We start from the raw sequence: 10,441 nt of genomic DNA, 5'->3' as shown, positions 1-10,441 counted from the left end.
AGGGGGTAGGGGGTAGGGGGTAGAACTACTAACCACTAACCACTAACCACTAACTTCTAACAAATTTTACCTTTGCGATCGCTTGATGCTGCCCTGAAACTTTTTACTTATGCCATTTTGGCAGTTTGTTTACTGTGTAAATTACCATTTACACACTTTAAAAATGGTTAGTGCTGCACATGAGGAGCAGAACGTTATGAGAATATTTCGCCCTTGGAATCCAGTATACTTTTTTTATACACATTAAACTTACGAAAAATTACTAGTGTTACTCTACTACGTGTGTTTTGAGGGCTTGTCGAAACTTCCTCTCACCTGTATACAGGAGGCAGAGCCTCCCTTAAGGCATTCCCAGCCTGAGGCTGGGAACGAGGGAACGGGATAAGCATGATATTTTTATACACTCTGCTCCTACTAAAAATTACCACTGGTCACTGATTTACTGATTCACTGTTCTTAATGGCATCGAAAGTTCCTTTGATAGTTCCGGCAATGGGGACTGCAACAAGTGTCCCTAACAAACCAGCAATTTCAAAACCCATTAAAATAGCCACAAAAATCCAGATAGGATTGACTCCGATAAAATCACCAAGTAGCTTGGGACTGAGTAAATTATCTTTTATTTGCTGTACAACGATCGCTGCTACAGCCACTTGCACGGCTAACCACCAATTTTGTAATAACACTAAAAATGTAACCAAACCAATACCTAATGTTGCTCCAATAAAAGGTATAAGTTGTGATATGCCAATAACTATAGCGAATAACAGTGCAAAAGGAACCTTGAGAAAGAGGAAAATTGGAGTCATAATGACCACCATAAAAACTGCCAGTAAAAGTTGGCTGAGGAAAAAGTAGTGAAAGTTCCGCTGTAAAGAAGTTCTTAATGGAACCCGAACATAGGCTGGTAAAAGCTTAAATAAGCCCAACCACACGCGATCTCCATACAGAAGCATATAGAACGCTAAGACAACGACCAATATTACATCAAGCAATCCTGACAGAACTGTCCCGGCAAATCCGACAGCCGCCGCCGCTAGTTGTTGAACCATACTTTGAATATTGGCATTGATTTGATTGCTAACAACTCTTAGATCTAAAGGTAAACGGCGCTTTTTAGCTATAGCCTCAAAATACTCTAGATTTGCTTGACTGGTTGCTAACCAATTTGGAATTCTATCTAAAAGTTGAATAGTTTGGTCAATCACTATTGGCACGAGTGTGACACCCAAAACAATCAAAAGCGTAAGTGTCAGCAGCAGCACAATCGTCACCGCTTGCGGACGATTGACTACACGTTCAAAAAACTTGACCGCGTAGTTCAGTAGAAAAGCCAAAATTGCTGCAATGCTCACAATCGTGATGGGATGCTGGAATAAACGAAAAATCAAATACAGCAACCAGAGATTGAGAGCGATAATTGGACCGCTCAGACCATATATTAAAAGACGTTGAAGTGAGGCTGAACGGCGCATTTTATTTTAACTTTAGTTAACTGGTCATTTGTCATTTGTCATTTATCATTTGTTACTGATAACCTCGAGCGCTTAAATACACGAACAATGATGATAGATAGAAATATTACTGACCTTAGGAAGGATTATACCTTGCAAGGTTTGAGCGAAACTGATGTTGACTCCAATCCTTTTATACAGTTTAAACGATGGTTCGACCAGGCTATAGCCGCCCAACTTGTAGAACCAAATGCCATGACGCTTGCAACTACGACACGAGAGGGTAAGCCATCTGCAAGAATGGTACTGCTTAAAGGTTTTGATGAAAGGGGTTTTGTCTTTTTTACAAACTACAACAGTCAAAAAGGGCAGGAACTAGCAGAAAATCCCCAAGCGTCTCTTGTTTTTTGGTGGGCAGAACTAGAACGCCAAATTCGCATATCTGGACGTGTGGAAAAAATTTCAGATGCGGAGTCAGATGAATATTTTTACAGCCGTCCTCTCAACAGTCGTTTGGGTGCATGGGCTTCCAACCAAAGTGAGGCGATCGAAAGTCGAGCAGTCCTCGAACAACGATTACAGGAACTTCAAGCCAAATATCAAAACCAAGATGTTCCGCGCCCACAACATTGGGGTGGCTTGCGAACGATCCCCATAGAAATTGAATTTTGGCAGGGACGCCCCAATCGACTGCACGATCGCTTACGCTATACTCGTTTAAATGATGGCAGTTGGAAGATTGAACGGTTGTCACCTTAAAGTAGTGGCTGCGGTTTGCATAACTTTAGATGTTTTACCCCACCCTAGCCCTCCCCTTAGAAAGGGGAGGGAACCAGAAATTCAATTTCCCCCTTAGAGGATGTTTGAAAAGTTATGATTGATGTATCAAATATTTATTACCCCACCCTAACCCTCCCCTTAGAAAGGGGGGAACTAGATATTCAATTTCCCCTCTTTCTAAGGGGGATGAAGGGGGGTAAGTTCAATTTTTTTCAAAACAGTAGACTTTACAAACATCCTCTAACCTTTGGAAGCAAACTGAATCCTGGGATCTGGCATAAAACTGTATCTCAGGTACAGCCCTCCCAGTACAAATAAAATGATGAATAATGTCCCAAATCCAAGAGGGCTCGGAAGCCAAAACACAACTTCTATGTGATTTAATTCTCCGGGTTTAAGTCTCCACACAAGTTGATTGCCATTCTTTTCTGGCGCGATCGCATTCTCTGTTTTTTCCACAGTCCTTGCACCCCAAGGAGTGTTTAAGCCAAATTCTAAGTCGAGAATGGAACCAGGATTGGACAGGACAGAACCTTTGCTGGAAATTAGACCTAGCGATCGCAAATCCAAATCGTAAATTAACCGATTCCTCACTAAGAGTAGGAAATTGTTTTGAAACAAGAGTATATTTGATTCAATTTTTGGCAGTTCCGCGTTAGACTCATTGCTGACTGTTTCTGATTTTTGAGTTCCATTAGGATGGAAAAATTCGTTGAACTTAGTTTGTAATTCTCGACCATTACTGAAAGGGATGGAAACAAAAATTTCCTCTTTAGAAAGTCGTCGTATTTTGCCTTCTAATTTACGAGCGCGACGTTCTATGCTATTCAACCATTCATAGACAGAATCACCACTGAAACTAAGCAGCCGTTCTTCTAATTTTATATGCTGCACCAGTTCCCCATGATTTGAATTGTCAAAGTTCACACCTAGATCGTACTTCACGCATCCAGAGAGAAGTAAGGATATGAACAGCACAGCCAATATAATAATTGATTTTGAACCGCTGATGAACGCTGATGAACGCTGATAATTTTCTTCTTGTTCTGCGTGTATCTGCGTGCGTCTGCGGTTACAATTTTGCAAGATAGACAATCTCATACTATAAATATCTCCAAAAATCAATAAGTCTTTGTTCTATTTTCTATCCGTAGGATGGGTAGGGTATTCGCATTGCTATTTGTAGTTTAAAGGCAACGAAATCCTTTATCTCCTCGCAATTTTCGATCGAAAGTTACTGTTTCAGTACAGTTAATCTGTTGAGCGATCGCTCCAATTAGATAGTCAGAAAAATCAGATCGTCCCTGCTTGGTTCGTTGTAATGCTTGATACACTATGGAACGGTTTTCAAATTCAAAGCCCGAGCTTTGTAATATCATCTCTAAGGTAGCAATGATTTCATCTTTGCCGAATTGATAAGGTCGTCCTCTTAAAACCCACACGACTTCGCTTAAGACAACATTGCCAATAAAACAAGGTTGATTTTCCTGAATGATTTGAGACGCTTGTTCCCATTGGTTAACGTCATCTTTGGTAAGATAGCGAACTAGAACATTTGTATCAAGTCCAATCACGCGCACCCTCCGCGATGGCTGCTTCCATGTCCTCTATGGTGGCAGTCGTCATACCAGGACGATGCAAAAATCCAGACAACGCTTCAATTGGGACATTCAGTGGCACAATCTTGACATCACCATTTTCATCAACTACAAATTCAATTTTGCTGCCAGTTTCTAGTTTCAGGTAATCTCGGATTTCCTTGGGAATAGTAACTTGTCCTTTAATTGTGACTGTTGCAATGGACATAGCAATAAGCCTTACAAATGCGCCTTACTTAATTGTAAGGCTATAAGACCACTTTTAAATCTTTCTCTTTTCTACTCCCAAATATGGAGCAAACATTCAAGATTGATGGTATGTACATCGCTGCTCCTTAGCTATCAGCGTAGCTGAAGCGGGGATATAAGCCACTGGAATCTGCATTTTACCGAGAGATGAAGCGTTTAATTGCCTGCGAGTTAACCTGACACACTCATCCAAACTAGCCCACTTAAAGTTAAACCGATCGCAATTAAAGCTACCCAAATGAATCGATTATCTTTAGTATTCACCTGACTGAGATCGACAAATTCTGGTTCGGGTCGCACCTGTCTTGGGGAAGAACTAGGCTTGATAGTGAAACGAGTGTTGGTTTCATTATCGGCTATTGCTCCCAAGTCGGGAATTTCAGTCATCCATTCTTTTGGACGTTGTAACCTGGGTGCTTTGAGAATGTAGTGCAATTCTTTCGCTTGCTTGCTGGTTTCAAGGTGAGGATGGCGCTTGAGTTGTTCGCAAAGGTCAAGTGCTTCTTCGGATCGTCCAGCCGCTTCATAAGCTGTAACTAACCACAGTTTCACTTCCCCAGCAAGACGAGAATTGGGGGCTAGGAGGTCGCTTGCTTTTGAGAGTTGTTCGACGGCTTCCCGATATTGCCCTTTTTCAAAAGCAACTCTCCCAGCTTGATACCTAGTTTTAGCTATTTCTAAACTTTCGGAACTCATACCATTTTGGATTTTGGATTTTGGATTTTGGATTGAAAAAATCGCTTTGTACGCAAAAAATCCGCACTCTCTCTATTTTGCCAACAGTGGCGACTATTGGTAGTTATATTTTGTGTGATAACCGGGATGCTTCTCAACCAGTCAGTGAGATTTTGCTAGCATTTTAGACAGTGACCAGTGAGTTGAAATTATGCCTAACCCATTTCCAGGGATGAACCCCTATCTCGAACAGTCAGATTACTGGTCAGATTTTCACAACCACTTGATAACTGCTTTGGCTAAGGACTTGATTCCCAAATTATTACCAAAATATCGGGTGGTAACTGATAAATGGGTGTACAAAGTGAGCGGTGACATGGCGATCGCTATTGGTAGACCAGACTTGACAGTTCAGCAGAACCGAAGACGAGAACAAGTCACGACGACTGTTACTATGACAGAACCACAAGCTTTACCAGTCAAAGTTACCGTTCCGCTACTTCAAGAAGTCCGACAATCTTATATTGAGGTGAAAGATGCGGCGACAAAAGAGGTGGTGACAGCTATTGAAATTCTCTCTCCTGCTAACAAAAGAGGAGACGGACGACAAAAGTACGAATCTAAACGGCAGCAGGTGTTGGACAGCTTAACCCATCTTGTGGAAATTGACTTGCTTCGAGACGGAGAACCTTTACCTTTTCTAAGTAACACAACCAGTCACTATCGCATTTTAGTCAGTCGTTCAGACACTCGCCCTACAGCTGACTTGTACCCATTCAATCTTGGCGATCGCATCCCGCCCTTTGAACTTCCCGTGCGATCTGAAGATACTGCTCCTGTAGTAGAATTACAAAAGTTGGTTGATGAACTTTACGAACAACTCGGCTACGATTACTTCATTAACTATAGCGCTCCACCTCCACCGCCTTGGTCTGAGTCGGAAGTGGTGAAATGGTTGCCTTGATTCTCATTAACCTTCACAGCAAAGCAAGCGAGTAAGTAGCTAGGCGGAAATAATCAGAACTTTATATATAAATGTTTATACGTTAGAAATCCTTACCAATGACAAATGACTATTGACAAATGACACTCAAGCTACATAGCGCGCAGAGCAAGTTTTGTGATTTAAATTAACTTTAAGAAGAACACGGTAATTCCATTCAACAGGCAATAATTTTTTATACTGAGCGTACTTATTGTTAGCCTAAAGACTTGTCATGTTTATGCGAATTCAGCTGAGTTGGGAAGATCCTGTGACTGGGGAACATTGGGAACCCGTTATGAAGCTACCTGTGGCACTGGGTAGCAAACGAGAGAAAATGCCCAATAACCTTGATGGTCAACCAGTTGATCGAGTTCTCCTTCAAAGTAAGATTGTTTCTCGCTTTCACGATTGTGTCTTTACCCTTTGCATTGGGTTATTGGGGTATCGGAGCAAGTAGGGATTTTAATCTGCAATGGTTTGTGATTCATTACAGTTTGGTCTCGGTTATTGCTTATCTTGCTTCTTGGGTGGTGATGCGTCTATTGTTTCCACGTTGGCGCTTTCGAGGTGGTGTATGGATTGGTCGTTGGCCTAAAGGTTGAGAGTTAAGGAACCGCAGATGAACGCGGATGAACGCGGATGGAACTTTACCTATTTTTTTGGCAGATACTCTCACTTAAAGTTGATTCCGTTAAGTAGTGTTACAGCATGCAGGTAACTTTACAGATTCTCTATGAACTCTTCAGGAGTGACTTGTGCTTGCTTGAGAATACCCTTTAGTGTCCCTACTTTGAGTTCTTGATGTACGGGAACAACGCAGCCAATCTTACCATCTGATGTTTCCTTCTTCATCACAACATGGCTACCAGTTTGTCGAACTTGCTCAAACCCTAAACGCTCTAATACCCGAATTGCTTCCCTACTTGAGATGCGTGGCAATTTAGGCATAACTAACCTCAATACTAGTTATGAACCTAGGGAATGTTTCAGGTAGAGAAAATTCTTCTAAGTAGAGCCGAGTTGCTTCCTTCAAATTAGCAACAGCCTGCTCGATGCTTTCTCCCTGATCGACTGTGCCAACTTCTGGACACTCAGCAATGTACATATCTTCTTCTTTATACACGATGACTGTAAAGCTACGAGTTTTCATAGTACTTTATGCTTAACCCCTTCTTAAAAAAGCATAACATTTTCAAAAATCAAATAGGAGTCCTATATTTGTTCTGAAACCTTAGTACAAAGCTAAGTTTGACATCTCATTTTTGACTCACTATTCAGCATAATTTCTAATTGACAAAAGCAATTTTATCTTAACTTGTCACAAATGCCCCGTCCTTCACCAACATTAAATTCACTAAAGCTGTGAAAGAGGTTGATACCTCGAATTGCACCGCCATCAATGCGATCGCTTGGTATCCCATTGATAATTACATTAGGGGTTACGACAGAACTTTCATTCCCTAAAGTGGTATCGGTTACGATCTGGGCATCAACACAATCCCAAAAAGTAATTGTTCCAGTTAAGAAGACTGAACTTGTTAATAACTGCCAATACAAACTTCGCTGGAAAGAAGCCCTGCGTAAAACTCGTCCTAACATATACACTCCAATGTTCCAACATTATCACTGTCTATGGATTCATACTTCTGACTAGAGTTTTGCTATAACTCTTTGCCTTGCTTCTTTTGCTTCCATGTAGTCTGATTTAAGTTTCAGCACTTTATCTTAAGCTACAACTGCTTCTTGTAGCATAGAAATAATGAATATCTGTGGAAATATTATTTTCTGTACATTCACTTACAAAACTGAGAACCACACATTGCAGAATTCTGCCTACCTCTTCGCTGAAGATATTTGAGATTTGCGTAAGTTTAACTACGTATTATTACCAATACTGTTTAAATATGATATAATTAATTAAATATATTTATTTAAAAAAATACTTAACAAGTATGTACTGGCAACAAAGTTTACTAGGGTTGGGAGCGATCGCATCTGTAGTAGCTGCCACGACTTCTCCTGTTTCAGCAAACTGGGTAGACATTAATGGTGGTAATACTTACGTAGTTCCTCAAGCTCCGGCGGTTGGTAATTATATTTACGGTAGCCCTATTTCCACTCCCATACCTGTAAATCCCGCAACAGGGTTACCACTGAAACACAATAATAACGTGTACCCACAGGGTTATTACCCACACCCCTACGGAGGATACAAGATTATTGACTCCACGATTGTTAACCCTGTTTTAGTCAATCCTCAAATCAGAAACTCAACGGTGATTAATCCGATGATTGTTAACGATCGCCCATTATATTCACCCTATTACAGGCGATCGCCTTATCGTCGTTTCTAATCTTATGCTCTTCGACATCTTACCTTTGTGCTATTCGCGTCTTTGCGGTTCAAAAACATTTTTTAACCACGAAGACGCAAAGAGCACGAAGAGAAGAGCAGAGGTTGTATTATCGGAACTTATAATGACTAAATTCCTACTTTGGGTTTTGGAAATAAGTTGACTTTCGTAGCTAATCCCAAATTTTGCAGAATTTTAATTGACCACCAAGTCATATCTATCTCCCACCAATGCAATCCAGCTTTTGCTACATTTGGGTGAGCGTGGTGATTGTTGTGCCAACCTTCTCCGTAAGTTAATATTGCTGCCCACCAAAGATTTCGAGAATTGTCATCTAATTGGAAATTGCGGTAACCTGTGATGTGGGTTGCAGAATTAATCAGCCATGTGGTGTGCCAAAGCAAAACGGCTCTGAAAAAAACGCCGTAGATAATAAAACTCCAACCTCCTAAAGCATACAGTAAGACACCAAGAGGAATTTGCAGCAGTAAGAAGTAACGATCTAACCAACGGTAATATGGATCGCGCTGTATTTCTGGGGCAAATCTTTTGTAATGTTCCGGGTCAAAAAACTCCGCTCGCGGATAGAATATCCAAAGCATATGGCTCCACCAAAAGCCACGTCGGGAAGAGTAAGGATCTTTGTCGTTGTTCTCTGTATGGGCGTGGTGTAATCGATGTCCAGAAACCCAAAAGGTTGGTCCTCCTTGCATGGCAAGAGCTCCCAATGTGGCGATCGCATATTCCAACCATTTTGGTACAGAAAAACTGCGGTGGCTCAAAAGTCGGTGATAGCCCAGGCAAATTCCAATACTGCCAAACAACCAGTGTAAGAATATTGTTATTGCTAAAGCAGACCAAGAAAAATACCAGGGAGCCAGTATTGCCAGGGCATGAATCGTACCGAAAAATGCCACGTTAGTCCAGCTCAGAGCAAGTGACTGTTTCTTGACAGCCACATCTGAGTTTATAGTCATGAATTGTTCCTTTGATATAAGTACTGTAAAAACTAGGGCAGAGAGTTAAAGTAGGACTAGAGGATGCAAGTGCCACTTACATCCCTTAGCTTAGCAAAGAAAAAATTTAAATGCAAGTAGCACTTGCATTATTCATTTATGAGTCATCAAATTATTTCAACCCGACAGCGACTGATCGACGCAGCGAGATTCTTGTTTGCAACTCAAGGAATCACAGAAACGACAACAAAAGCAGTTGCTGAATTAGCCGAAGTCAACGAAGTCACACTATTTCGGCATTTTGGTAATAAATACGGGCTGCTGTTAGCAGTCATTTCTGAATCCCCGGTGTTTCAACAGCTAGGTGAATCGTTAAAAATACAAGTCAGCCAAACGACCAGTGTTTATCAAGCTCTGAGAGATTATTGTGAAGATCGGTTACAGACTCTGGACAAAGTTCCACAATTAGTTCGTTCTGTGGTTGGCGAAGCTGGGCATTACTCAGTTGAAAACCGTCAGGCGATTGGAAAAGGCATAACACAAGCCAATCACTATGTTGCTGAATACTTAGCCACAGTGATGGAAAGAGAAAAGTTACATACCCATTTACCAGCCGACAAACTAGCCAGCTTACTTAATAGTATGTTATTAGGGTATGCCGTAGTTGAATTTACAAGTGAATCTCACCAACTTTGGCATAATAGAGACGAATTTTTAGAAAATTTAGTAACGCTGTTTTTAAACCAAATCGCCAATTCCACGAGTTCAATAAATTATGGTTCTATACCAACAGAGAAAGTCATAGATTTACCGACTCACTTAGTTCATACTATTTTGCAAAAAGCCAAAAAATCCGGGCTTCGAGATTATGCTCTCATGTACGTTTTATTTGGGGCTGGTTTATCTCCGGTAGAAATTGCCAACTTAGAGCGATCGCACCAAATAACGGATATCAAGCAACACTTTTTACAAATAACTCATGGCTCTATTCGACAAGTACCAGTTAATCAATGGATTTTAGGCAAGCGATATGGTTCTTACACGCGCAATCCATTAACTCAATGGCTAAAGAGTCGTAAAGATGACCACTTGGCTTTATTTCTTAATGATAATAGTATGCCAATCTCAGAGAGAGAAATACACCATCGCTGGCAAATTTTAACCGAAGGGTTATTGACGCCTGAAGGACAACAACCAGTTATTGAGCAAGCTCAACAAACGTGGTGTGTGGATATGTTGATGAAGGGAATGAATTTGGAAGATATGAGTTTAATTACAGGTTGGAACTTGACTAAACTACAACCATTAGCCCGTCGAGCTAGAGAAAAAGCAGCCTTGAAACAGGCTGTTATTTTAGACCGAAAGACTTAGAGAGTAGGGGGTAGGGGAT

General features: G+C 41.0%; 15 protein-coding genes and 1 pseudogene. 7 read left to right on the top strand and 9 right to left on the bottom strand.

Annotated elements, in window-relative coordinates:
- Positions 1-431 precede the first annotated feature (431 nt).
- Positions 432-1,475, bottom strand: coding sequence for an AI-2E family transporter (locus F7734_RS58665; protein ID WP_155753384.1), 1,044 nt, complete (start codon positions 1,473-1,475; stop codon positions 432-434).
- Between the two features lie 93 nt (positions 1,476-1,568).
- On the opposite strand from F7734_RS58665, the gene pdxH reads away from it, so the two are divergent.
- Positions 1,569-2,213 (top strand): pyridoxamine 5'-phosphate oxidase, encoded by a 645-nt coding sequence (gene pdxH / locus F7734_RS58660; protein ID WP_166482811.1) that lies wholly within the window; start codon positions 1,569-1,571, stop codon positions 2,211-2,213.
- Positions 2,214-2,474: 261 nt separating this feature from the next.
- On the opposite strand, the gene F7734_RS58655 is transcribed toward pdxH, so the two are convergent.
- The 4 genes from F7734_RS58655 to bamD form a co-directional block, all read right to left on the bottom strand.
- Positions 2,475-3,335 carry a DUF3153 domain-containing protein gene (locus F7734_RS58655; protein ID WP_155753383.1) on the bottom strand — a complete coding sequence of 287 codons (861 nt, stop codon included), beginning with the start codon at positions 3,333-3,335 and terminating at the stop codon, positions 2,475-2,477.
- An 86-nt stretch (positions 3,336-3,421) separates the two neighbouring features.
- Positions 3,422-3,808 carry a type II toxin-antitoxin system VapC family toxin gene (locus tag F7734_RS58650; RefSeq protein WP_347566473.1) on the bottom strand — a complete coding sequence of 129 codons (387 nt, stop codon included), beginning with the start codon at positions 3,806-3,808 and terminating at the stop codon, positions 3,422-3,424.
- Positions 3,795-4,040: an AbrB/MazE/SpoVT family DNA-binding domain-containing protein gene (locus F7734_RS58645; RefSeq protein WP_155753381.1), complete on the bottom strand. Its 246-nt coding sequence runs from the start codon at positions 4,038-4,040 to the stop codon at positions 3,795-3,797. The genes F7734_RS58650 and F7734_RS58645 overlap by 14 nt, the downstream gene beginning before the upstream one ends.
- A gap of 212 nt (positions 4,041-4,252) precedes the next feature.
- The gene (gene bamD, locus F7734_RS58640) at positions 4,253-4,777 is read right to left on the bottom strand and encodes an outer membrane protein assembly factor BamD (protein ID WP_155753379.1); all 525 of its coding nucleotides are present in this window, start codon (positions 4,775-4,777) and stop codon (positions 4,253-4,255) included.
- A gap of 32 nt (positions 4,778-4,809) precedes the next feature.
- Here bamD and F7734_RS65915 point away from each other — a divergent pair, with 32 nt between their 5' ends.
- The 4 genes from F7734_RS65915 (at position 4,810) to F7734_RS65910 (ending at position 6,343) form a co-directional block, all read left to right on the top strand.
- Positions 4,810-4,944: a hypothetical protein gene (locus F7734_RS65915; RefSeq protein ID WP_279239902.1), complete on the top strand. Its 135-nt coding sequence runs from the start codon at positions 4,810-4,812 to the stop codon at positions 4,942-4,944.
- Positions 4,945-4,967: 23 nt separating this feature from the next.
- Positions 4,968-5,720, top strand: a complete 753-nt coding sequence (locus F7734_RS58635) for a DUF4058 family protein (protein ID WP_155753378.1) — start codon at positions 4,968-4,970, stop codon at positions 5,718-5,720.
- 259 nt (positions 5,721-5,979) lie between these two features.
- Positions 5,980-6,198: a hypothetical protein gene (locus F7734_RS61520; protein WP_166482809.1), complete on the top strand. Its 219-nt coding sequence runs from the start codon at positions 5,980-5,982 to the stop codon at positions 6,196-6,198.
- A 22-nt stretch (positions 6,199-6,220) separates the two neighbouring features.
- On the top strand, positions 6,221-6,343 hold the full coding sequence (locus F7734_RS65910; RefSeq protein WP_279239901.1) for a hypothetical protein: 123 nt from the start codon (positions 6,221-6,223) through the stop codon (positions 6,341-6,343).
- Positions 6,344-6,461: 118 nt separating this feature from the next.
- Here the strand turns inward: F7734_RS65910 and F7734_RS58625 are convergent, their stop codons facing one another.
- The 3 genes and pseudogenes from F7734_RS58625 to F7734_RS62755 form a co-directional block, all read right to left on the bottom strand.
- A complete protein-coding gene (locus F7734_RS58625; protein ID WP_155753374.1) occupies positions 6,462-6,689 on the bottom strand; it encodes a type II toxin-antitoxin system HicA family toxin in 228 nt (75 codons plus the stop codon).
- Complete coding sequence (locus tag F7734_RS58620) at positions 6,682-6,891, bottom strand: type II toxin-antitoxin system HicB family antitoxin (protein ID WP_155753373.1); 210 nt, start codon at positions 6,889-6,891, stop codon at positions 6,682-6,684. Before F7734_RS58620 ends, F7734_RS58625 begins: the two co-directional genes overlap by 8 nt.
- 176 nt (positions 6,892-7,067) lie before the next feature.
- Positions 7,068-7,253: pseudogene (locus tag F7734_RS62755) on the bottom strand (hypothetical protein); the annotation flags it as partial.
- A 440-nt stretch (positions 7,254-7,693) separates the two neighbouring features.
- On the opposite strand from F7734_RS62755, the gene F7734_RS58610 reads away from it, so the two are divergent.
- Positions 7,694-8,095, top strand: a complete 402-nt coding sequence (locus F7734_RS58610) for a hypothetical protein (RefSeq protein ID WP_155753369.1) — start codon at positions 7,694-7,696, stop codon at positions 8,093-8,095.
- A 128-nt stretch (positions 8,096-8,223) separates the two neighbouring features.
- Here F7734_RS58610 and F7734_RS58605 read toward each other — a convergent pair whose 3' ends face one another.
- Positions 8,224-9,072 carry a fatty acid desaturase gene (locus tag F7734_RS58605; RefSeq protein WP_155753367.1) on the bottom strand — a complete coding sequence of 283 codons (849 nt, stop codon included), beginning with the start codon at positions 9,070-9,072 and terminating at the stop codon, positions 8,224-8,226.
- A 138-nt stretch (positions 9,073-9,210) separates the two neighbouring features.
- Between F7734_RS58605 and F7734_RS58600 the strand changes: the two genes are divergently transcribed.
- The gene (locus F7734_RS58600) at positions 9,211-10,422 is read left to right on the top strand and encodes a TetR family transcriptional regulator (protein ID WP_155753365.1); all 1,212 of its coding nucleotides are present in this window, start codon (positions 9,211-9,213) and stop codon (positions 10,420-10,422) included.
- Positions 10,423-10,441: the final 19 nt, after the last annotated feature.

The sequence above is a fragment of the Scytonema sp. UIC 10036 genome (assembly GCF_009725235.1).
Note: the sequence above shows the minus strand (reverse complement) of the source record. Positions and strands in the feature narration are given on the sequence as shown.